This window comes from Blautia sp. NSJ-140, assembly GCF_022868965.1.
Classification (GTDB): Bacteria; Bacillota; Clostridia; order Lachnospirales; family Lachnospiraceae; genus Blautia_A.
On record NZ_JALIFS010000016.1, the window covers coordinates 1 to 23,633 of the forward strand.

Genomic DNA, 23,633 nt, shown 5'->3' on the forward strand with positions numbered 1-23,633 from the left:
GACCGCTGGTGGACCGGTTGGCTTGCCAAAGCCATGGCCGGGTAGCCAAGTCCGGAAGGGATAAACGCTGAAGGCATCTAAGCGTGAAGCCCCCCTCAAGATGAGATATCCCATTCTTAGTGAAGTAAACCCCCTTGAAGACGACGAGGTAGATAGGGCAGAGGTGGAAGTGTGGTAACACATGGAGCTGACTGTTACTAATCGGGTGAGGGCTTGACCAACCAGCCGAGGAAGCGGGCAAGGCAGGTAAGGGTCATACGGGAGCAAGCTTGCTTGTGGACGTATGAGCATTAGCTGACTTGAACATTTGCGAAGCAAATGACATCGAACGATGGAGTCGTGAGATGACCCCCGCTGGAGTAGCCTAAAAGAACAGGCGATGCAGCGCAAGCTGCGAGCCCGTGAAAAAAGGCAAATCGGCACGCAGGTTAAAAATTGATTCAACAAAAATGATTAACCATCAACAAACACATGTATGTAGTTTTTAAGGTACAAACCTTAATAAATAATCCTCCTTAGCTCAGTCGGTAGAGCATGCGGCTGTTAACCGCAGTGTCGTTGGTTCGAGTCCAACAGGGGGAGTTTTTTTATGCCTGTAAACAGAGTGCTGTTTACAGGCATATTTATATTTTCACATAATATCTGTTTTAACTGAATCGGGCAAGTCTCCTGCGGGATGGCGAATCCTCAATCTGCAGACAAAATCCAGAAATTCAGTTTACTCTCATCATACTCGATCGAGGCTCTTTTTCCTGCAAAAAAATTCTCCAGAACCTGATACATTTCATCAAAATGTCCTTCACATGCACAATTCCCAAGCGGTTCGATCCAACAGGATTGTTTTCCACAAGCATCACGAAGATGAATGCGAAAATGAAGTCCCTGATCTTTAAGTAGTCCATTTAGTTCAATGATATCATTAAAAGAAATACAATACATAAAATCAACCTCCCGTCAAATAATTATTGTGGTTAGAAATATCATAGCAAAGAAAAGAAAAACAGGCAATACAGATGCCGGTTTTCCGACAACAGACTGGAAACTGTTTTCAAATCATGTTAAAATATATACTATAGTAAATTTTGTCAGTTCCCAGACATTTTGGTAATCAGATAAAAAATCATCTGATTCACTTAAGAATAATTATAAGAGAAAGAAGCAGACAGATAAGAATGGAAATATTTGATATCATAGATGAAAACGGAAATCCCACCGGAAAGACCGTAGAACGGAGCATTGCCCATGCAGAGGGAATCCGCCATCGCACTGCGCATATCTGGATCATCCGCCGGAAAAATGGAAGAACAGAGATCCTTCTTCAAAAAAGATCCAGAAACAAGGATTCTTTTCCAGGAAAATTTGATACTTCATCTGCAGGTCACATACAGGCAGGGGATGAACCGTTGGAATCAGCATTGCGGGAACTAAAGGAAGAACTGGGGATACATGCAGTGCCAGAAGATCTGCAGTTTGCAGGAAAATTCCCGATATCTTTTGCCAAAGAATTTCATGGAAAAATGTTCCGGGATGAAGAGATTGCCTTTGTTTATATCTACGATCATCCGGTAGAGATCGATCGTCTTACACTTCAGAAAGAAGAAGTAGAAGAGGTACAGTGGTTTGATCTGGAAGAAACGTATCAGCAGTGCAGACAGCACAGAGATAAATTCTGTGTTCCATTAGGAGGCCTGCAGCTTGTGCGGGAATTCATAAAAAATAACAACAATAACGAATATAAAGGAGAGAAACAGTCATGAGAAAAGATTTTGGTGCAAAACCTTATACCTATCCACAGCCAGTATTAATGATCGCCACATATGGCGAGGATGGCAAACCGGACGTTATGAATGCTGCCTGGGGCGGAATCAGTGATGATAAGGAAATTTCCATCTGTGTCAGTGAGAGTCACAAAACAACCGAAAATATTCTGAAAAAAGGCGCTTTCACAGTAAGCATGGCGGATGTGGATCATATGACAGCCTGCGATTATGTGGGAATTGTTTCCGGAAACAAAGAGCCGGATAAATTTGCAAAAGCCGGATTTACAGCAGAAAAGTCCGAAAAAGTAGATGCCCCCATCATCAAAGAGCTTCCCATCTGTGTAGAATGTAAACTGAAAAGCTACGACAAAGAAACCTGCCGTCTGGTTGGTGAGATCGTAAATGTCAGCGTGGACGAACGTGTTCTGGACAAAAACGGAAATGTAGATGTAGCAAAAGCTGCACCGATCACGTTTGATCCGTTTAACAACGCATATATCCGTCTTGGCGAAAAGGTGGGCGATGCTTTTAAAGCTGGAGCTGCATTGAAATAAATAATATTTATGGAAACAAAAAAGTCTCTTTAAGAAGAAAGGATTGAAAAACCTGCCTTCTGGAAGAGACTTTTTTTATAATATTCCAAACTCTTTAACCAAATCAAGTAAGTCCCCTGCTTCAATTGCGAAAAGCAATAAGCAGTGGGTGGGGACTTGCTTGTATCAGGAGGAGTGCAAGCTCCTCCTGATAAACTGCGGAGCAGTTATTTGGTGTAGAGCCACGTAGCGAAGCGGATTGCGAATATCCGCTTGACATGCCTGGAAAATCCCGTCCTGATCATTACTTTTTGTTATAAAAGAAACAGCAGATGAAGCTACAGATCATATATGAACATAACAGATTCACGAAAAAACTTCGGATTATTCAGAAATTTCATGCTTGTATGTAAATATACGATATGATAACATAATCCATATATTATTTTTTGTAAAAAACATACAAAAAGGAGGAGCTGCCATGCGCCCAATGAGAGAAAAAATGCATACAGGAGAATTATATCTCCCTAATGACGATGAAATCTTTCAGGATCAGATCAGGAAACTGGACAGGCTTTATGATTTCAATATGACACGCCCTACACAGCTGGATAAAAGAAAAGAAATGCTGAAAGAGATGTTTGCGGAGATTGGTGAAGATTGTTATATCGAGCCACCGCTTCACGCCAATATGGCAGGTGCATATGTCCATTTTGGAAAAATGTCTATGCCAACTTTAACCTGACACTGGTAGATGACGGTCATATTTATGTTGGCGATTATACCATGATCGGTCCAAATGTGACCATCGCAACTGCGGGGCACCCGATCTTACCGGAGCTTCGTGAAAAAGGATATCAGTATAATATGGAAGTTCATATCGGTAAGAACTGCTGGCTGGGATCTGGAGTTGTTGTGTTACCGGGAGTTACTATTGGTGATAATGTTGTAGTTGGGGCCGGAAGTATAGTAACGAAGGATCTGCCTTCCAATGTGGTTGCAGTCGGTAATCCATGCAGGGTGCTGAGAGAAATGAATGAGCGGGATAAAGAATATTATTTTAAAGACAGAAAAATTGATTATTCTGAGATCGTTTAACCAAATCAAGTAAGTCCCCTGCTTCAATTGCGAAAAGCAATAAGCAGAGGGCAGGAACAGAGGCGTAAGCTTTTGCACATCAACAGATAATGCCGGGAGCAAAGGTCGAATGATCTTATGAAATATGAAACAGGTGGATGAGAACAGGAATGGATGAGGACCTGTCTGATGCTGAAAGAAAAGAGGAAAAATTATGGGAATGAATGAAACACCGTCAGCAGACCGTGTACATATCGGTTTTTTTGGCAGAAGAAATGCAGGAAAATCCAGTATTGTAAATAAAGTGACAGGTCAGGAACTTGCTGTGGTTTCCGATGTTAAAGGAACTACCACGGATCCGGTGAGCAAGGCCATGGAGCTGCTTCCAATGGGACCGGTTGTAATTATTGATACGCCGGGTATTGATGATGAAGGACATCTTGGAGAACTTCGAGTCCGAAAGGCAAAACAGGTACTGAACCGTGTGGATGTGGCAGTTCTTGTTGTGGATGCTACCCTTGGAAAAACCAATGTGGATGAGGAGCTGATCCACATTTTTAAAGAAAAGGAAATTCCGTACCTGGTTGTATACAATAAATCCGACCTTCTTTCGGAAAATCAGAAAATAAATGCGGATTCTCCGGATCGGAATCAGGAACCCTTCATTTACGCCAGTGCGGCAACAGGTCAGAACATCTATGAACTGAAAGAAAAGATCGCATCTCTTGCAGTAACCGATGATCTGAAATTACGTCTGGTAGGAGATCTCCTGGAGCCGTCAGACTTTGCGGTTCTTGTAGTACCGATCGATAAAGCCGCACCAAAAGGCCGCCTGATCCTTCCACAGCAGCAGACAATCCGGGATGTGCTGGAGGCTGGAGCAGCAGCCATTGTGATCAAAGAGAATGAGCTTTCCAATACTCTGGAAACTCTGGGTAAGAAGCCAAAGCTTGTGATCACAGACAGCCAGGTTTTTGCAAAGGTCAGCAAAGAAACACCGAAGGATATCTGGCTCACTTCATTTTCAATTCTGTTTGCCAGATTTAAAGGAAATCTGAAAACAGCGGCAGCCGGTGCAGCAGCCATTGACCGACTGAAAGACGGAGATAAGATCCTGATCTCTGAGGGATGCACCCATCATAGACAGTGTGATGATATCGGAACAGTCAAGCTTCCACGCTGGATCCGAAATTATACGGGGAAAGATCTGGAATTTGAGTATTCTTCAGGAAGAGATTTCCCGGAAGATGTGACGAAGTACAACTTGATCGTGCACTGTGGTGGATGTATGCTCAATGAGCGGGAAATGCGCTACCGTCAGAAATGTGCGCTGGACCAGGAAATCCCCATTACCAATTATGGAATTGCCATTGCTTACATGCAGGGAATCCTGAAACGATGTGTGGAAATGTTCCCGGATGTAAGAAAAGAGCTGGATGTTTAACCAAATCAAGTAAGTCCCCTGCTTCAATTGCGAAAAGCAATAAGCAGTGGGTGGGGACTTGCTTGTATCAGGAGGAGTGCAAGCTCCTCCTGATAAACTGCGGAGCAGTTATTTGGTGTAGAGCTACGTAGCGAAGCGGATTGCGAATATCCGCTTGACGAAAAGTCTGTAAAAAAAGCCAGATGTTAAATACAACAGTGACATTAGGTTTCGGATGCGTAGAGAATTATGCTACGCTAATGATGGAACAGAAAGATATAGTAAATTTATGAAGCAGTTGTTTTTTGTACAGAATTGATTTCTGTGCAGAGAGCAGCTGCTTTTTGCATGCCATTCGTAAATCTGGAAATTTTTGAAAAAAGATAGTTTTATTTAACTTAACCAATTGACAAACAAAGAAAGTTATCTTAAAATAACATTGTTATTAAATAACGGCGTTATTGAATAAAGGAGACAATCATATGAGACCTGTAAATGAGAAACTGGCAGCAGATCTTCTGGAAGCAGGAAAGCAGGAATTTCTGGAAAAAGGATTTCAGGGAGCTTCCATGCGTGGGATCGCATCCAGACTGTCTGTGACCACAGGAGCACTGTACCGCTATTATACAGACAAGGAATCTCTGTTTGATGTACTGGTGGAAGAACCGGCCAGAGTGCTGGAAGAGAGATACCGGGCGATCCAGAGAAACTTTGCAGATCAGCCGGTGAAGGACCAGGTGCAGACACTTCCGGAGGTGTCTGATGAAGGCCATTCCTGGATGGTGGAATATATTTATGATCATTTTGATGCATTTAAACTGATCGTATGCTGTTCTGCAGGAACCCGTTATGAACATTATCTGGACGTACTCACAGAGATCGAGGTTAATTCCAGCATTGTCCTTATGGAAAAAATGAAAGAGGCGGGTTATCAGCCGGAAGAACTGGATGAGAATCTGATCCATATGGTGGCGAGCAGCATGTTTAACGGCATGTTTGAAACGGTACGTCACGATATGCCCAGGGAAAAAGCCATTTCCTATATGAACAGCCTGCGGGAATTTTATTCTGCCGGATGGTTCCGGTTACTGGGAATCAGCGGATCGTGACAAAGCAGAAGAGTGTAGTGGAAGTCAGTTTAATTATCTGATATCTGCAAAAAGGAGTTGATACATATGGAAAAAAAGAAAGAACCATCTCCAATATCCGTCGTATGGGGATGGGCAGAAAAATATCACAGTAAATTTTATGGTTCAGTAGTTCTGGCTGTACTTGGTGTGGCAGGAACCATGGCTGCGTATTTCAGTATTGCGGCGATGATACGCATTCTTCTGGAAAATGGAGATTTCAGCCAGTGCCTGCCATGGTGCGGTCTTCTTCTGATCGGTTATCTGGTGAAGTCTGTGGGTTCTGCATGGTCCACGTCCATGTCCCATACAGCAACCTACTATACTCTGCGGGATATCCGTAAAAAAATGCTGGCCAAGCTTTCCAGAGTGCCAATGGGAACCATTCTGGATACTCCATCCGGACAGTATAAAACAACCATCGTAGACCGTGTGGAAGGGATGGAGCCCACGCTGGCCCATCTGATCCCGGAGATGACAGCCAACCTTCTGGTACCGGTTGCCATTGCAGTATATATTTTTGCACTGGACTGGAGAATGGGATTTGCTTCCCTTGTCACAACTGTGATCGGTATGGCCATCATGAGCCAGAGCGGAAAAACCTATGCAGTCCGCTGGGAAGGCGCAGTTGCAGTAGGAAAACGTATGGCAAATGCCATCATCGAGTATGTAGGCGGGATCCAGGTAGTAAAGGCTTTCAGCCAGTCCGCCGGATCTTATAAAAAATATTCCGGAGCAGTGGAAGAGAACGCACAGTACTATGTGGACTGGATGCATGACAACCAGAAATATATGTCCACCATGCAGACCTGGACGCCGTCCGTCCTGATCACCGTGTTGCCTGTAGGACTTCTTCTGTGGTCTCACGGCAGCCTTTCCGCTTCGGATTTTTTCACCATTATTGTCCTTTCCATGGGATTTGCGGGCCCGTTTCTGGCGGCTTTGTCCTTTGTGGATGAGCTTGCCATTGTGGGTGCCAACGTAAAAGAAATCAACGGTATCCTGGACAGCCCGGAACTGAACCGTCCGGAGGGAAAAACTTCTCTTTCTGATGAGAAGATCTGTCTGAAACAGGTATCCTTCAGCTATGGTAACCAGGATGAAAAAGTGCTGAAAGGCGTAAACCTTACCATCAACCCGGGAACAGTTACCGCACTGGTCGGACCATCCGGTTCCGGAAAATCCACCATTGCAAAACTGATCGCAGGTTTCTGGGATGTAACCGAAGGAAACATTACCCTTGGGGGAAAAGATATCAAAGAGATCCCTCTGGATCAGCTGAATCAGGAGATCGCCTATGTTTCCCAGGATAATTACCTGTTTGACCGTACCATCCGTGACAATATCCGTATGGGAAAATTAAATGCCACAGATGCGGAAGTGGAGGCAGTGGCAAAAGCTGCCGGATGTGCCGGTTTTATCCGGAAGCTGGATAAAGGATATGATACCATCTGCGGCGAAGGCGGCGGACATCTTTCCGGAGGAGAGAAGCAGCGGATCTCCATTGCAAGAGCCATGCTGAAAAACGCGAAGATAGTGATCCTGGATGAGGCCACCGCAAGCATTGACCCGGAAAATGAGGCCATGATCCAGAAGGCCATCTCCGCACTGACAAAAGGGAAGACACTGATCGTGATCGCACACCGTCTGGGAACCATCATCGATGCGGACAACATTGTAGTGGTTCAGGATGGTCATATTGAGGCACAGGGAACCCATGAGCAGTTGAAAGAAAACTGCCCGCTGTACAGCAAGATGTGGAATTCCTATCTGGGTGTCCGCGACGTGGCATAAGGGGGAAAGAGAAATGATCCGGATATTAAAAGAAATCATCACCTTTTCAGGCAAAAAGAAAAAACTTTTTACAAAAGCCATGATCGTTTCCTTTATCGGAGCGGTCTTTGGAGCACTGCAGTTTCTGGCGCTGATGATGACGCTGGATATCATCGTAGGTGGGAAAGAAGCACATATTCTTCCGGTATTTGCAGTAATGCTGATCTCCATGCTGGGAAGGCAGGCCTGCTTTTACTATGCGACCAATGCGGAGACAGAAACCGGATATTTTATGGCAGCAGAGAAAAGAGTCCATATCGGAGACCGTCTGCGCTATATCCCAATGGGATTTTTTAATGACAACAGCCTCGGAAATATCACAGCAGTTGTTACTACTACACTTTCGGATGTGGAAAACAATGCGTCCAGATGTCTGGTCATTGTGATCGGAGGATTTTTAAATACTCTGGCTTTCTGTCTGGCGCTGTTTGTGATCGATGTGCGTCTTGGAGTGATCGCTATTATTGGTATTCTGGTTTACCTTGCAGTAACAGAATGCTCCACGGCAGCAACCGCAAAAACAGGCCCTGGAAGACAGCAGGCGCAGGAAGGACTGGTAAAATCTGTTCTGGAATATGTGCAGGGCATGAGCGTGGTAAAATCCTATGGTCTGGAAAAAGATAACGATCAGGCAGCAGCTAGGGCAGTGGATGACAGCTGCAAAAAAGCGCTGGCTCTGACAAGATCTGTGACACCGTGGATCGGTATCCGACAGGTAACTGCAAAGGTATTTGGCGCGGCGCTGGCAGTGGCAAGTCTTGTATTTTATTACAGTGGAAGCCTGGATCTTTCCAGATGTATCCTGATGCTGATCGCTTCCTTTATGGTATATCAGGAGCTGGAAAATGCAGGAAATATGTCCGACAATCTGCAGATGCTTGGGGAATCCATGCGGAAAGCAAATTCTATTGATGACACACCGACGATGGATACCGACGGCAGTGAAATCCGTCCGGAAGATGCATCTGTGGAATTTAAAAACGTAAGTTTCTCTTATGGTGACCGTAAGATCCTGGATGGCGTTTCCATCCAGATCCCGGCAGGAAGCACCACTGCGGTAGTAGGACCTTCCGGCGGCGGAAAAACTACGCTCTGCAATCTGATCGCCAGATTCTGGGATGTACAGGGCGGAGAGATTCTGGTAGGCTGCCACAATGTAAAGGAATACAAGCTGGACAGCCTGATGAAAAATATTTCCATGGTATTCCAGGATGTATATCTTTTTAATGACACCATCGAAAATAACATCCGCTTCGGAAAACAGGATGCCACCCATGAGGAAGTGGTAGAAGCTGCAAAAGCTGCCTGCTGCCACGATTTTATCATGTCCCTTCCGGAGGGTTACGATACGGTTCTCGGAGAAGGTGGTGGAACTCTTTCCGGTGGCGAAAAACAGCGGATTTCCATTGCAAGAGCCATGCTGAAAGATGCGCCGATCATTATCCTGGATGAGGCAACTGCAAGTGTGGACCCGGAAAATGAGGCGGAGCTGCAGAAGGCAATCGATGTGCTGATTCATAACAAGACCATTATCATGATCGCCCACAGACTGAAAACAGTCCGAAATGCGGACCAGATCCTGGTATTAAACGGAGGAAAGATCACCCAGAGAGGAACCCACGAGGAACTTTCCGCCCAGAGCGGCCTTTATGCAGATTTTATTCATGCAAGAGAAGAGGCAGCCAGCTGGAAACTGGCGTAAGGCAGATTTATGCCTGAGATAAAATATAAAATAAGGGGTATTGCCGGCAGTTCTTAACGACTGCCGGCAAAATGGTGTTCAGGAGATGTTTACAATTCCGGGAGAAAGTGCTATATTACTAGAGTTTGTATTTTTAAACATAGGCAGGCGTTCATTTATCTACAACAGATAATCCAGAGAATGTCTGTTATTCTGTAGTAATATTGTATAAATATGGAAATTAGGAGTTGTAAATAATGATCGGCCAGACACTTGCACAGGCTCTGCAAAAAGAAATTCCCATACTTACAGCCCAGATCCGCAGCCTTTATGCGGAATTTGATAAAAAATTTCATCTCAATGGAGCGAAGATTCCCATTACCTTTGGTATGGAGACAGATCTTCTGGGATCCTATACAAGAGGCAGTTACCACGAAAAAGAGCATTTTCATTTTTCCCTGCTGTTTATCGGCTACGCGGTAAAAAATCCTCTGAAAAAAGAGGACAGGCTGGACCTTTACAAACATGAATATGCCCATTATATGCAGCATAATTTTCACATTCCCCAAGAGTATCAGTGGCAGCACGGAACCCACGGAAGTGCCTGGAAATACTGCTGCTCCCTGACCGGCGCGGCGCCAACGCCATATTATAAGGCAGGGGAAGCCCTGATGAAACACGACTACGAGAAAAAGCTCCGAAGCCCAATCCATGACCGGACAGTAACAGTACGGGATACTTACCGGAGAAAGCAGCAGCATGAAAATACCCGGAACAGCATTGTGCGCTACGAGATCGGAGAAGATGTGAGCCATCCGAAATTCGGAACCGGAAACATTGAACATGTGGAGCAGCTTCCAGGCTCAGTAAGGCTTCATATCCGGTTTGGAGAAGAATTGAAAGTGATCGATCAGAAGTGGCTTCTCCGGTCAAAATATAAATAGAACAAAATGGTATAAAAAAATCTCCGGCACAGAAAAACTGTGATCCGGAGATTTTTGAATTTTATAAATTTGATATTTTATTCAGAAACTTTCACAAACTGGCTGTTATAAAGATTCTGATAGAATCCGCCTTTTGCCATAAGTTCCTCATGATTTCCCTGCTCAATGATGCTTCCGTCTTTCATGACAAGGATCTCATCCGCATTACGGATGGTAGAGAGACGGTGGGCAACGATGAAGCTTGTTCTGCCCTGCATCATCCGGTCGAAAGCTTCCTGGATCAGCATTTCGGTTCGTGTATCAATGCTGGAGGTTGCCTCGTCAAGGATCAGCATTGGTGGCAGGCACAGCATGACACGGGTGATACAGAGAAGCTGTTTCTGTCCCTGGCTTAAGCTGTCTTCATAGAGAAGGGTATCCAGGCCATTTGGAAGACGGCGGATAAATTCCCAGCTGTGGGACATTTTTGCTGCCTGGATCACTTCCTCATCAGAAGCATCCGGTTTTCCGATACAGATGTTGTCGCGGACAGTTCCATGTTTGATCCAGGTATCCTGGAGAACCATGCCATAGCTTCCGCGGAGGGCATGTCTGGAAACTTCGGTGATCGGTTTTCCGTCTACGGAGATACTTCCGCCGGTGACGTCGTAGAAACGCATTAGCAGGTTGATAAAAGTTGTCTTACCACAGCCGGTAGGACCTACGATGGCGATTCGTCGGCCAGGCTCTGTGTGAAGGTTAAATCCTTCAATGAGAGGTTTGTCCTCTTCGTAGCGGAAAGAAACATTCTGGATATCTACGGCACCTTTTACATCATCAAGAGTTCCGGACAGGTCCGGGCTTTCCGGTTTTTCTTCCAGAAGGTCAAAGATCCTGGTAGCGCAGGCCAGAGCGTTCTGAAGCTCTGTAATCACGGAGCTGATATCATTAAATGGTTTCATGTACTGGTTAGCATAGGCCAACAGGACGGAAAGCCCACCTACCGTCAGATGACCGCCCGGGATCAGGAATGCACCTACAAGAGCTACACCTGCATAGATGATGTTGTTGACACATCGTGTGGACGGGTTGGTGAGACTGCTGTAAAAAACAGCCTTCTGGCTGGCATTTCGAAGCTCCTCGTTGATCGAAGCGAAACGCTCCGAAGAACGGTTCTCATAGCCAAATGCCTGAACCACTTTCTGATTTCCGATCATTTCCTCGATCAGTGCAGTCTGACGTCCACGGGCATCACTCTGTGCACGGAACATCTGGAAGGAATGGGAGGAGATGAATTTTGCCACAAAAAAGCTCACCGGTGTCAGGACAATGACCATCAGTGTGATCCACACGTTTTTGGAAAACATGAAGATCAGAGTTCCGATGATGGTGATGATACCGGAAAACAGCTGTGTAAATCCAAGGAGCATACCATCAGAAAGAATATCCGTATCCGCAATGACACGGCTGATGATATCACCGGTGCTGTGTCCGTCCAGGTAGGACAGCGGAAGTTTCTGGATATGGCGGATGGATTTCGCACGGATATCCTGTACTGTGCGGTAGGTCATACGGTTGTTGATGATGCTCATGACCCAGGTGGCAATACCGGAAAGCACGATCATGACAAGAATACGGAAAAGATAGAATCCCATTCTGGAAAAATCAACCTCATGGGCAGCAACCACTTCATCAATGGCATAGCCGAAAAGTACGGGAACATACAGCTGTAAAATTACGGTAACTGCGGCAAGGATCACACTTAATACAAGAAGAAAACGGTATTTTCCGATAAAACGGAGCACCTTGAAGAAGGTTGCCATGCTGTTTTTGTTCTGGGATTTTTTGCCTGTTTTACTCATGCCAGGACCTCCTTTCCCGTTGCTTTTTCATATTTGATCCGTTCTTCCGGGAACTGTGAGAAAAAGATCTCACGGTAAGTTTCACAGGTGGAAACCAGCTCCTGGTGGGTCCCTTTTCCGGCGAGCTGGCCATCGTCCAGTACCAGGATCAGATCGGCCTGACGGATGCTGGCTGCTCTCTGGGATACCAGGAAGGTGGTGGTGTTTCCGCCAAGCTGGTGGAGGGATTTCCGAAGTGCCGCATCTGTGGCAAAGTCAAGAGCACTGGCACTGTCATCCAGGATTAGGATCTCAGGTTTTTTCACAAGAGCACGGGCGATGGTAAGACGCTGGCGCTGTCCTCCGGAAAGGTTCCGGCCGTTCTGCTCCAGGCGGAAATCCAGCTGTCCCTGTTTCTTTTCCACGATCTCACTGGCCTGGGCAGTAGTAAGAGCCTCCCACATTTCCTCATCTGTGGCATCTTCCCGTCCCCAGCTTAAGTTTTCACGGATGGTTCCCTGGAAAAGCGCAGCCTTCTGAGGAACCACGCCGATTTTTTTCCGGAGCTCATTCTGTGAATAGGTCTGTACATTCTGACCATCCAGGATAACAGTTCCGGAACTTGCGTCATAGAAACGGGCGATGAGATCCACAAGAGTGGACTTACCGCTTCCGGTACCGCCGATGATTCCAATGGTAGAGCCTTTTTTTGCGGAAAAAGTGATGTCCGAAAGGCTGGGTGCGCCGGTTCCTGCATAGGAGAAGGTCACATGGTCAAAAGCAACGGCACAGTCGTTCTTTGCAGCTGCCGGTGCGGAAGTTTTCTCCGGGTAAGTCATGGTGGAATCTACTTTCAGGATTCCGGCAACACGGTCTGCACAGGCCATGGATTTGTTCAGGGTGATGATCAGGGAAGCAAGTTTGATCAGCTCCACGATCATCTGTGCCATGTAGTTGTAAAGGGCAACGACTTCACCCTGTTGCATGTTTCCAAGATTGACCTGTACGCCTGCAGTCTGGATCAGGATCACGGTTGCGATATTGATCAGTACATAGGTGGCCGGATTTAAAAGTGCGGAGATTTTTCCCACAAACTCATTCAGCTTTGTGAGAGCAAGGTTACTTTCGTCAAACTCCGCAACTGCGTGATCTTCCCGGCAGAATGCACGGATCACACGGACACCGGTCAGGTTTTCTCTGGTAAGGCGTGTGACAGTATCCAGGCGTCCCTGTACTTTTTTGAAAAGAGGGATACTTAAGAACATGATCACAAAGACAACCAGGAACAGTACCGGGATGGCAACTACGAAGATCAGCGCACAGCGCACGTTGATGGTAAAGGCCATCATCATGGCACCGAAAACAATGAACGGGCTTCGAAGAAGAAGACGAAGGCCCATGTTTACACCGTTCTGTACCTGGTTTACATCGTCAGTCAGACGGGTGATCAGGGTATCGGTTCCAAGGGTATCCAGCTCCGTATAGGAAAGCTTCTGGATGTGGTCAAAGACTGCCTGGCGTACTTCTGTGGCAAAACCTACGCTGGCTTTTGCCGCAAAAAACTGGGCCGTGATGCTGACTGCCAGTCCTGCGGCTGCCATCAGTATCAGGATAAAGAATTTCTGTACGATGTAGCCGTGGTCATTGTGAGCAATACCCACATCAATGATCTGGGCGATGACGATAGGCACCAGCAGGTCAAACACAACTTCCAGAAACTTGAAAAAAGGAGCCAGAATGCTTTCTTTTTTGTAGTTTCGAAGATATTTTGCGAGTGTTCGCATTTCTTTTTCTTTCCTCCATTTCCTTTTTATTACAATAAACCTCTGTTATTATACTCCCTCCGGGATGATACGTATAATATTGTTTTTAATGTATTATAATATAAAAATTATATTGAAGAAAACGTGAGTTTATGGGAAGATGATCATAGTATCTACAAAAATGAAAAAATCATTAGTATGCAGTACAGAAGAATATAGATTGCGAATATCCGCTTGACACAAAGACAGAGAGTGTTTGATGCGGATCATCCGGGAACGGAATGCGGAAATTACAGAAATTATTATATGCAATTAAAAGGAGAAGGATATGGAGATCAGACAGTTGGAATATTTTCATGAGATCGCGGCAACAGGAAGCATCCATGAGGCCGCAAGGAGGCTGAACATGTCCCAGCCGCCCTTAAGCTACCAGATCAAACAGCTGGAAGCAGAGCTGAATGTGAAGCTTTTTGAGCGGACCAGGGCAGGGGTGACACTGACAGAAGCGGGAAAGCTTCTTTATGACAGGACAGAGAATATTTTGAGCTACGTTCGTTCCACAGAACTGGAAGTATCCAAAGCAGGGAAAAAACAGGTTTTACGTATCGGGATCACGCCAACCACAGTGACCACCATTATGCCTTATATTTCCAGATTTTCCAGGGAAAATTGTGATGTAAATTTTGAGGTAAGGGATGCGATCACCTTTACACTTCTGAATTATCTGATGGATGGGATCATTGATGTTTCGGTAGTGCGTACACCTATCAAGCTGGAAGGTTTAAATTATCTGGAACTGGATGAGGAACCCATGATCGCGGTCCTTCCTCCGGAGATCCCGGAAAATGAGACAAAAAAAGAGGGCATCAGCCTTAAAGAGCTGACCGGATGCCCTCTCATTATTTACCGGCGGTACGAAGAATTTCTGATGAAAGCTTTTGGAGAAAAAAATCTTCAGCCGGATATTTTCTGTGTCTGCGATGATCCCAGAGACGCCATGCTCTGGGTGCAGGAAGGTCTTGCAACCGCCGTTTTTCCAAGATCCATGGAAGATCTCTGTACAGATCTTCCGATCCGCATCATTGAAGAAGAGAAGCTGAAGACCAGGATCCTTCTTGCCTGGAAAAAGGATCGCAGGCCTTCTGCCGTGATGCAGGATTTTATCAATATCTGTGAGAAATATGCAGGAAACCCTGCAATCTGATCATGGACCTGGAAAGGGGATGTATGCAGAAATCAGTCTTTGAGATGCTCTTCCTTCCAGTGCTTCCATTTCTGAACAGCTTCTGGATTCTGCTTTTCCAGCCGTTCTTCCAGCTTTTTCCGGCGCTGTTCCAGTCGTTCCAGGACTTCCGGATGCTCGGCAAGGATTTTTTCTTTCAGCTTGCCACGGCGCTTTTCCAGAAGCTGAAGGATCAGTTTCCGGTCGGAAGTTAATTCTTCAGGCAGTTCATCCATATGTAATTCAATTCTTCGAAGCAGTTCATCCTCATCCAGAACACCCAGCCCATGCCAGTTATCCAGAAGCTCTTCCAGACCTTCTTCGGAGAGACGTTGGATATCCGGGATCTGGTGTAGCTGTTCGATAATGTGATGGACAGATTCTTCAATCTCTTTTACTGCATCGTCACCAAAAGCCCAGGCGAACTCTTCCAGGGTATTTTCTTCCTCTGCCGGAAGAAAAGCGATACTGCGGCGCAGAAGTTTTGTCTCGTCTTCCTTTGGAACATCCAGCTCATAAGGAGCTTCGATCCCTGCGTCATGCAGAGCAGCAAGAATGGTACGGCGGACCATACCATCTTTGATCATATGACCGATGCCGAACTGACGCAGCTGGTCATTGATCTGGGTAGAATGCTCTGTGAGGTAAAAACGGATCCCACGTTTTTTCAAGCTTGCGGAGATGGCATCCAGACGGTCTGCTGCTGTGACATCAATGCTGTTGATAGCACTGGCATCTACGATCACCACCCTGGTGTCTTTTCGGATGCTGTTCTCAATATCTTCCTGAAAAATCTTTATATTTGCAAAAAAAAGGTTTTCACTGAAACGGTAGATCACAACGCCCTTAATAGGGTAGGCGAAACGGTTTCTGGACAGATCAAAATAAGCATCTCTTCCAGGGATCATACCACGGAAGGAGCGCGGCGGGTTGGTGGCCTTCAGAATCACAGCTACGAAAGAGAGCAGGATACCAATGATAACCCCATAAATGGTTCCGAGACAGAGTACACTGAAACCGGCAGCCATGAAGATGTAGAATTCTGTACGGCTTACGTTGAAAAGACGTACAGCCAGATGGGTTTCTACTACATCCATCAAAGCAGAGATCACTATGGCTGTCAGTACAGGAACCGGAAGATATCCGATAAAACCGGTGCCGAAAAGAAGGATCAGAGCCATGGTGATCCCGGCAGTGATGGAAACCGCCTGAGATTTTCCACCGTACTGTTCATTGAGGGAGGTGCGGGAGATACTGCCGTTTACCGGGCAGCAGCCTACTGCGGCGGCAGCAATATTTCCGGCGGCACAGGCCAGGATTTCCTGACGGTCGTTCAGCTTATAATCATTGCGGAACGCAAAAGTATTTTCTGCAAGAAGAGTTTCTGCCATAATGACAACGGCAACCATAAGACCGCGGCCTGCCGCCTGGGTCAGATCAATATTTCCGAAATCCGGGATCATCAGGGAGGGAAGCCCACGTTCTACAGACTGCAGGAGGACTACGCCTTTTTCGTCTACATGAAAAATAATAGTGGAAAGAACACCCAGAGCCATAATAACGATAGCCATGGGGAATTTCGGTGCCAGCTTTTTAGATGTGCGGATCAGCACCAGAGTACCAAGTCCCATGAAGAGGGAAAGCCAGCTGATATTTTTGGCGGCAGCAAAAATATGCTCTGCCAGTTCCAGGAGTTCTCCGGATCCTGCAGGACTTCCCATAAGTTTCGGGATCTGCATCAGGATGATGGTAACTGCGATACCGCTGATAAAACCGCCCATAACAGGTGTGGAGATAAAGTCCACGATCTTATCTGCGTGGAGCAGAAAGAAGATAAACAGCCACAGACCTGCAAAAAGTGCGATGGCAGGAACATAATCCATGGCAGCTTCCGATTCAGCAGCAATACTCAGAGTAGACAGTGCACCGCCTACAATAGCAGCGGGGGCAGCATCAACTCCGAATATAAACTGTCTTGAAGTGGAAAATAGAGCAAACAAAAGGATCGGCAGAACAGAACCGTACAGTCCATATACCGCCGGGATCCCGGAAATCTGGGCATATCCCATAGAAATAGGGATGGAAACAGCTGCTATGATGATGCCGGAGAAAATATCTTTGGGAAGGTATTCCTTCCGATATCCCCGCAGCGTGGAAAACAGGGAAAGTTTCATATAGTCACATCCTTTTCTGAAAAATATTTTCTATTATATACCAAAGAGAGTCTGCAGGAAAGAAGCAAAGCAAAGGTTCCGGGTGAAAAATCGTGGACAAAGAATAACTGCCATATTATAATAAATGCGAAATTGCAGTAACCGTAAGAGAATACAGGCTGCAAAACTGAGAAATCATCAATCATCAGGAAAGGTTAAGATATAAATGAAAAAAGCGATCATAGCAATGAGCGGCGGTGTAGACAGCTCCGTGGCAGCTCTTTTGACAAAGGAATCCGGTGACGAGTGCATCGGCGCTACCATGAAACTTTACAACAACGAAGATATCGGTGTCCGCAGGGAAAAGACCTGCTGTTCCCTGGACGATGTTGAGGATGCCAGAAGCGTAGCCTATCAGATGGATATACCTTACTACGTGTTCAATTTTACCGCAGATTTCCATACTGAGGTTATGGACAGGTTTGTGGAGGCCTACGAAAACGGCTGCACACCCAATCCATGTATCGATTGTAACCGATATTTGAAATTTGATAAAATGTTCCACCGTATGCAGGAGATCGGCTACGATTATATTGTAACCGGACATTATGCAAGAGTGGAGTACGATGAGAAACGAGGCCGCTACCTTCTGAAAAAAGCAGTGGACGATACAAAGGATCAGTCATACGTTCTCTATATGTTGACCCAGGAACAGCTGGCACATGTAAAGCTTCCGCTTGGAGGTCTCCGGAAGGACCAGGTCCGTGTCATTGCCGAAAAACATGGCTTTATCAATGCCAGAAAGCATGACAGTCAGGATATCTGTTTTGTCCCGGACGGCGACTATGCGAAATTTATTGAAAAGTATACAGGTAAAAAAACACCTGAGGGTGATTTTGTAGATAAAGAGGGAAACTATATCGGACGCCATAAGGGAATCATCCATTACACGATCGGCCAGCGTCGCGGTCTTGGCATTCCGGCAGCCAGTCGTCTTTATGTCTGTGAAATCTCTCCGAAGACCAATACGGTAGTTCTCGGGGACAACGCAGATCTTTTCAGCAGTGAACTTGAGGCAGACAGTGTAAATCTGATTTCTGTGGACAGTTTAACTGAGCCGAAAAGAGTGACTGCCAAGATCCGTTACCGTCACAAAGAGCAGCCTGCCACTGCATGGCAGACACCGGATGGTATCCTTCATGTGAAATTTGATGAACCGCAGAGAGCCATCACAAAAGGTCAGGCTGTGGTGATGTATGACGGAGATGAGGTTGTAGGTGGTGGCGTTATAAATAAAATCTATAGCCAGTCATAAATAAAGGTGAGAACCTAAACAGATAAATCCCATTGACATACTAGGAAAATGGTGATATGATTGCATCATCAAAAAACGGAGCACACAAAACAAGGTGAGCAATGTGATGATCAGGAGGAAATCATGAAGGTTTTACAGAAGTCAACAAGGGTGTTTATCGAAGAAAAGCGAATGTGTTGTTGTCGCTGATAAGCAGATGATCATAAGATAAGAAATTACTATTTTATCGAATATAAGAATAAAAGAAAAGAGGACAAACACATGAGCAAAATTACAAGAGATCAGAGAAAATTCAAATTTGAAACATTACAGCTTCACGTAGGACAGGAACAGCCGGATCCGGTTACAGATGCAAGAGCAGTACCGATCTACCAGACTTCTTCCTATGTATTCCGCAACTGCGATCATGCAGCAGCACGCTTCGGACTTGCAGATGCCGGTAACATTTACGGACGTCTTACAAACCCGACAGAGGACGTATTCGAGAAGAGAATCGCAGCACTTGAGGGTGGTTCCGCAGCACTTGCAGTAGCATCCGGCGCAGCAGCTATCACATACACAATCGAGAACCTTGCACAGCAGGGAGATCATATTGTAGCAGCCAAAAATATTTACGGCGGTACAACAAACCTTCTGGAGCATACGCTTCCGGCATACGGAATCACAACAACATTTGTTGATGTATTCAATCTCGAGGAAGTGGAGAATGCGATTCAGGAGAACACAAAAGCTGTTTATATTGAGACTCTTGGAAATCCAAATTCTGATGTTGTAGATATTGAGGCTCTTGCAAAAATTGCTCACAAACATAAAATTCCGCTTGTTGTAGATAATACATTTGCAACACCATACCTCGTAAGACCGATTGAGTACGGCGCAGATATCGTTGTTCATTCCGCAACAAAATTCATCGGTGGCCACGGAACTACTATTGGTGGTGTGATCGTAGAGAGTGGTAAGTTCGACTGGGAGGCATCCGGTAAATTTACATCTCTTACAGAGCCAAACCCAAGCTATCATGGCGTAAGCTTCACAAAAGCATGCGGACCGGCTGCATTTGTTACAAAGATTCGTGCGATTCTTCTTCGTGACACAGGAGCAACAATTTCTCCGGTGAGCTCTTTTATCTTCCTTCAGGGACTTGAGACACTGTCACTCCGTGTAGAGCGTCATGTTGAGAACGCACTGAAGGTTGTACAGTATCTGAATGCTCATCCACAGGTAGAGAAGGTTCATCATCCGTCTGTATCCGCAGATCCAAGCCAGCAGGAGCTTTATAAGAAATATTTCCCCAACGGCGGCGGTTCCATCTTTACATTCGAGATCAAAGGAGATGCGCAGAAGGCAAAGGATTTCATTGATAACCTTGAACTGTTCTCACTTCTTGCAAACGTTGCAGATGTGAAATCCCTTGTTATCCATCCGGCTACTACAACACACAGCCAGTGCACAGAGGAAGAGCTTCTTGATCAGGGAATCAAGCCAAACACGATCCGTCTTTCCATCGGAACTGAGAATATCGATGATATCATCCAGGATCTTGATGAGGCATTCAAGGCTGTCCAGTAAATAAGACAATTAAATAAGAAGAACACCTTCTGAAATCAATAGCACAGAAAAATTTGCCCCGGGACATATGAGAACATAGTCCCGGGGCAGATTTTTTGTGCGTTTATCTGGAAAATCCAAAAGTGGGAAGATCCGTGTCGATGGCACTGAGGATGCATGGATCATGTGCGATTTTTTTCAGGCGGATCCCGATGCTACAAGTTCTTCTAATGTTCCAAAGGTATATCCCATCTCTTCCCATTTTGTCAGTAGCTCATCCAGAATGGAAGCATTGGTGGAAGAGGTGCTGTGCAGCAGCACGATGGCACCCGGATGGATCCGTCCCAGAAGCTTTTCAAAAGCTTCTTCTTTCGAAGGCTGCTTATCCTGATACCAGTCCACATAAGCCAGACTCCAGAAAAAGGTGTGGTATCCCATCTCTTTTGCCATCTCTAAATTTTCCACGCTGTAAATGCCCTGGGGCGGCCGGTAAAATTTTGTCATTTCTTTCCCAGTGGCTTCCTTATAAAGAACCTCCACATCCTCAAGCTGCTTTTGAAAGGCTTCCTTTGTAGAGATACCGGACATATCCGGGTGTGTCATGGTGTGGTTGCCTATGGTATGGCCTGCATCTACGATCTCACGGATCAGTTCCGGTTTTTCACGGATCAGAGTCCCCACAACAAAAAATGTGGCATGTACCTGATGCTTATGTAAGGCATTCAGAATGGCAGGCATATTTCCATTGTCATAGCCTGCGTCAAAGGTAAGATAGATTTTTTTCTCATCGCTATCGGCTGCATACCAGGCATTGTATTTTTTTAATTCTTCCATAGAAGCATTTCCTGTGGGCCGTTTGCCTTCTTCCTGAAAACCGAGCCCCCAGTTTTCATTTTGGAATGTCATAGAAGCAGAAGAGGTCTGGCTGTTTTTGGTAGAATCCAGATCGGATCGTGGGTCGGAAGTAAAATGAGAATAGATCTTTCCTACAAGACTGCCAAGAGCAAAAGCCATGACAAAGAAAAAAATAAGACGGTAGATGTGTTTTTGTTTCATGGGAACCTCAGAGAAAATGGAGTTATTAATATATTTATGAACACGAAGAAGAAGATATGAAAGCAGAAGATCAAGAGGCTATGTTTGTAAGAACGGGATAAAAATAAGCAAAAAATAAGAGCCATCAGCGATTGATTTCTTCTGCCGATGACTCTTTTAATTTTCATTATCCAATGGAATATACCTCTCATTTCTTAGATTTAAAACTTATACGGAATTAAAATTTACGTTCTCGGTGGTCCGTACCTCCTTGTTTTAATTATGATGGAAAATCTTTAAATCTTCTGGTGGACTGTACCTCTCTTTCTTAGATTATGGGAAGTAAGTTATGTTTTCGGTGGGTTCACGCTCCTTTTTGATTTAGTTTTTTGTTTTCCGTTTGTTTTATTTGATGGTTAAACTATAACAGATAAAATAGATATTGTCAATACTGAATTTGAAAAATAATAAAAATAAATTTAAAAAGAAAAATAATATAAATAAAATAACTAAAAAAATCAGATAATATCGGAACCAGATAAAAGGTATAGACCAAAACCTTTTCGGACAAGCTACCCTCATGAACATAAGAAGAAAATCAGAAAGTGCAGGAGATCATAAACAGTATTATTATTTTCAAGGAGGGAAAAACTTATGCTACGTTATCTGCCTGTTCGAAAAGTTCATGCAAGACAGGTCCTTGATTCCAGGGGGAATCCTACAGTGGAAGCGGAAGTGACTGTAGGTGAAGGAATTGTGGGGATCAACGGATACACAGGAAGAGCCATGGTGCCGTCCGGAGCATCCACAGGTAAATTTGAGGCTGTGGAGCTGCGGGATGGAAACCGTGAGGAATATCTGGGCCAGAGTGTAAAAAAAGCAGTGGAAAATATCAATACACGTCTGGCAGATGCCATTATCGGAGAGAATGCTCTGAACCAGGCATGGATCGACCATCTTCTGATCGAAACCGACGGAACGGAGAACAAAAGCAGTGCAGGAGCCAATGCCACACTGGCAGTATCTCTGGCAGCAGCCCGTGCAGCAGCCGGGGCCCTTCGGCTTCCTCTTTATCAGTATCTGGGCGGATGCCATACCATGCAGCTTCCGGTACCGATGATGAATATTTTAAACGGGGGAAAGCATGCGGACAATACGGTAGATCTTCAGGAGTTTATGATCATGCCAACCGGAGCTGACTGCCTGGAAAAGGGTATCCGCATGTGTGTGGAAGTCTACCAGCACTTAAAGCTTCTTCTCCGGGAAAAAGGACTCTCCACAGCGGTTGGAGATGAAGGCGGCTTTGCTCCGGATCTTTCAGATTCGGAGGAAGTGCTTACCCTGATCGTTCATGCCATAGAAAAAGCAGGATATAAACCAGGAGAAGAGATCACCATTGCCATTGATGCAGCCTCCAGCGAGCTTTATGATGAGGAAAAGGGCGTGTACTTTTTCCCTGGGGAGAGCCGCATGAAAGGAGAAAAGATCTACCGGGATGCTGGTGAGATGACAGAGTATTATGAAAAACTTGTGGAAAAATTTCCCATTGTTTCCATTGAAGACGGTCTCTGGGAGGATGACTGGGAAGGCTGGAAATATCTGACGGAACACCTGGGAAAAAAGATCCAGCTGGTAGGCGACGATCTGTTTGTCACCAATATCAAACGGCTGCACTGCGGCATCGGGCTTGATGTTGCCAATGCTATCCTTATTAAGGTAAACCAGATCGGAACTCTCACGGAAACTCTGGATGCGGTGGAGATGGCTCAGCATGCCGGGTATCGTGCAGTGATCTCTCACAGGTCCGGGGAAACAGAGGATTCCTTTATCGCAGATCTGGCAGTTGCCTGTGGGGCAGGACAGATCAAAACTGGCGCACCCTGCCGTTCGGACCGGAATGCCAAATATAATCAGCTTCTGCGGATCCATGAACAGCTAGGAACTCTTGGAAGATATACAGATCCTTTTGCAAAAAAATCTCAGAAAAAGCCCTGCATAAAATAAACGGAAAATGGTTGAAATCCCGGTTTAGCTATGGTAAAATAACCTCTAGTTGATTAGGAGGTGTAACCGCGTGAACATTTTGAAGATTATTCTGACTGTAATTTATGCAATAGATTGTATCGCTCTGACTGTTGTCGTACTGATGCAGGAGGGCAAGCAGCAGGGTCTTGGCTCTATCGCCGGAGTAGCTGATACTTACTGGGGTAAGAATAAGGGCCGTTCCATGGAAGGTGGTCTTGTAAGAGGTACCATTATCATGGGAGTTATTTTCTTTGTACTGTCAGTCGTACTGAACATTATCTGATCTGCCAGGGGCAGAACGGAAGTTGGTAACACTCTTGCTGCGTTAGCATGCAGAAGAAACTCGGATGGGGACTTCTTTTGTTAATCAGCAG

General features: G+C 45.4%; 17 protein-coding genes, 1 tRNA gene, 1 rRNA gene and 1 pseudogene. 15 read left to right on the forward strand and 5 right to left on the reverse strand.

Going from position 1 to position 23,633, the window contains the following annotated elements; translation table 11 throughout:
* Together MUB50_RS15315 and MUB50_RS15320 are read left to right on the forward strand one after the other, a co-directional pair.
* A 23S ribosomal RNA gene (locus MUB50_RS15315) occupies positions 1-221 on the forward strand; the annotation flags it as partial.
* A 288-nt stretch (positions 222-509) separates the two neighbouring features.
* A tRNA-Asn gene (locus MUB50_RS15320) sits at positions 510-582 on the forward strand.
* Positions 583-687: 105 nt separating this feature from the next.
* Here the strand turns inward: MUB50_RS15320 and MUB50_RS15325 are convergent.
* Positions 688-939 carry an RDAC family protein gene (locus tag MUB50_RS15325; protein ID WP_021977951.1) on the reverse strand — a complete coding sequence of 84 codons (252 nt, stop codon included), beginning with the start codon at positions 937-939 and terminating at the stop codon, positions 688-690.
* A gap of 233 nt (positions 940-1,172) precedes the next feature.
* Between MUB50_RS15325 and MUB50_RS15330 the strand changes: the two genes are divergently transcribed.
* The 8 genes and pseudogenes from MUB50_RS15330 to MUB50_RS15365 all read left to right on the forward strand — a co-directional run bounded on the left by MUB50_RS15330 (position 1,173) and on the right by MUB50_RS15365 (position 10,378).
* Positions 1,173-1,757 (forward strand): NUDIX hydrolase, encoded by a 585-nt coding sequence (locus MUB50_RS15330; RefSeq protein WP_021977952.1) that lies wholly within the window; start codon positions 1,173-1,175, stop codon positions 1,755-1,757.
* A complete protein-coding gene (locus tag MUB50_RS15335) occupies positions 1,754-2,314 on the forward strand; it encodes a flavin reductase family protein (protein WP_021977953.1) in 561 nt (186 codons plus the stop codon). The genes MUB50_RS15330 and MUB50_RS15335 overlap by 4 nt, the downstream gene beginning before the upstream one ends.
* Positions 2,315-2,774: 460 nt before the next feature.
* A pseudogene (locus MUB50_RS17285) lies at positions 2,775-3,391 on the forward strand (sugar O-acetyltransferase).
* Between the two features lie 193 nt (positions 3,392-3,584).
* Positions 3,585-4,814: a [FeFe] hydrogenase H-cluster maturation GTPase HydF gene (gene hydF / locus MUB50_RS15345; protein ID WP_118625650.1), complete on the forward strand. Its 1,230-nt coding sequence runs from the start codon at positions 3,585-3,587 to the stop codon at positions 4,812-4,814.
* A gap of 461 nt (positions 4,815-5,275) precedes the next feature.
* On the forward strand, positions 5,276-5,902 hold the full coding sequence (locus MUB50_RS15350; RefSeq protein WP_021977956.1) for a TetR/AcrR family transcriptional regulator: 627 nt from the start codon (positions 5,276-5,278) through the stop codon (positions 5,900-5,902).
* 66 nt (positions 5,903-5,968) lie between these two features.
* On the forward strand, positions 5,969-7,714 hold the full coding sequence (locus tag MUB50_RS15355; protein WP_244791573.1) for an ABC transporter ATP-binding protein: 1,746 nt from the start codon (positions 5,969-5,971) through the stop codon (positions 7,712-7,714).
* A 13-nt stretch (positions 7,715-7,727) separates the two neighbouring features.
* Positions 7,728-9,455: an ABC transporter ATP-binding protein gene (locus MUB50_RS15360; protein ID WP_244791575.1), complete on the forward strand. Its 1,728-nt coding sequence runs from the start codon at positions 7,728-7,730 to the stop codon at positions 9,453-9,455.
* A 236-nt stretch (positions 9,456-9,691) separates the two neighbouring features.
* A complete protein-coding gene (locus MUB50_RS15365) occupies positions 9,692-10,378 on the forward strand; it encodes a hypothetical protein (RefSeq protein WP_244791577.1) in 687 nt (228 codons plus the stop codon).
* Between the two features lie 77 nt (positions 10,379-10,455).
* Here the strand turns inward: MUB50_RS15365 and MUB50_RS15370 are convergent, their stop codons facing one another.
* Positions 10,456-12,219, reverse strand: a complete 1,764-nt coding sequence (locus MUB50_RS15370) for an ABC transporter ATP-binding protein (protein ID WP_244791579.1) — start codon at positions 12,217-12,219, stop codon at positions 10,456-10,458.
* Complete coding sequence (locus MUB50_RS15375; protein ID WP_244791581.1) at positions 12,216-13,982, reverse strand: ABC transporter ATP-binding protein; 1,767 nt, start codon at positions 13,980-13,982, stop codon at positions 12,216-12,218. The genes MUB50_RS15370 and MUB50_RS15375 overlap by 4 nt, the downstream gene beginning before the upstream one ends.
* A gap of 307 nt (positions 13,983-14,289) precedes the next feature.
* Between MUB50_RS15375 and MUB50_RS15380 the strand changes: the two genes are divergently transcribed.
* A complete protein-coding gene (locus MUB50_RS15380; protein WP_118625635.1) occupies positions 14,290-15,165 on the forward strand; it encodes a LysR family transcriptional regulator in 876 nt (291 codons plus the stop codon).
* A gap of 32 nt (positions 15,166-15,197) precedes the next feature.
* On the opposite strand, the gene MUB50_RS15385 is transcribed toward MUB50_RS15380, so the two are convergent.
* Complete coding sequence (locus MUB50_RS15385; protein WP_244791583.1) at positions 15,198-17,357, reverse strand: SulP family inorganic anion transporter; 2,160 nt, start codon at positions 17,355-17,357, stop codon at positions 15,198-15,200.
* A gap of 205 nt (positions 17,358-17,562) precedes the next feature.
* Here MUB50_RS15385 and mnmA point away from each other — a divergent pair, with 205 nt between their 5' ends.
* Positions 17,563-18,651, forward strand: coding sequence for a tRNA 2-thiouridine(34) synthase MnmA (gene mnmA / locus MUB50_RS15390; protein ID WP_118515922.1), 1,089 nt, complete (start codon positions 17,563-17,565; stop codon positions 18,649-18,651).
* 261 nt (positions 18,652-18,912) lie between these two features.
* Positions 18,913-20,220: an O-acetylhomoserine aminocarboxypropyltransferase/cysteine synthase family protein gene (locus MUB50_RS15395; RefSeq protein WP_118515923.1), complete on the forward strand. Its 1,308-nt coding sequence runs from the start codon at positions 18,913-18,915 to the stop codon at positions 20,218-20,220.
* 177 nt (positions 20,221-20,397) lie between these two features.
* Here the strand turns inward: MUB50_RS15395 and MUB50_RS15400 are convergent, their stop codons facing one another.
* Positions 20,398-21,255 carry a polysaccharide deacetylase family protein gene (locus MUB50_RS15400; protein WP_244791585.1) on the reverse strand — a complete coding sequence of 286 codons (858 nt, stop codon included), beginning with the start codon at positions 21,253-21,255 and terminating at the stop codon, positions 20,398-20,400.
* Positions 21,256-21,888: 633 nt separating this feature from the next.
* Between MUB50_RS15400 and eno the strand changes: the two genes are divergently transcribed.
* Positions 21,889-23,238 (forward strand): phosphopyruvate hydratase, encoded by a 1,350-nt coding sequence (gene eno / locus MUB50_RS15405; RefSeq protein ID WP_138277632.1) that lies wholly within the window; start codon positions 21,889-21,891, stop codon positions 23,236-23,238.
* 70 nt (positions 23,239-23,308) lie between these two features.
* Positions 23,309-23,542, forward strand: a complete 234-nt coding sequence (gene secG / locus MUB50_RS15410; protein WP_118515926.1) for a preprotein translocase subunit SecG — start codon at positions 23,309-23,311, stop codon at positions 23,540-23,542.
* Positions 23,543-23,633 lie beyond the last annotated feature (91 nt).